This window comes from Neisseria sp. P0008.S010, from assembly GCF_051962715.1.
GTDB lineage: Bacteria > Pseudomonadota > Gammaproteobacteria > Burkholderiales > Neisseriaceae > Neisseria > Neisseria elongata.
In genome coordinates this window covers 1-248 of the sequence record NZ_JBQCVA010000380.1, presented here as the reverse complement: position 1 = coordinate 248, position 248 = coordinate 1, and the positions used below count along the sequence as shown (strand labels likewise).

Genomic DNA, 248 nt, shown 5'->3' with positions numbered 1-248 from the left:
GACTACTCGGGTATCTAATCCTGTTTGCTCCCCACGCTTTCGCGTCTCAGCGTCAGTACCGTACCAGCGAGCTGCCTTCGCCATTGGTGTTCCTCCTGATATCTGCGCATTTCACCGCTACACTAGGAATTCCACTTTCCTCTCTTATCCTCAAGCTATGCAGTTTTGAAAGCAGGCCATGGGTTGAGCCCATGGGTTTCACTTTCAACTTACTTAGCCGCCTACACGCCCTTTACGCCCAGTAATTC

1 rRNA gene is annotated in these 248 nt (G+C 51.2%); it reads right to left on the bottom strand.

Annotation, left to right across the window (positions count from 1 at the left end):
* A 16S ribosomal RNA gene (locus ACTHSL_RS13985) occupies positions 1-248 on the bottom strand; the annotation flags it as partial.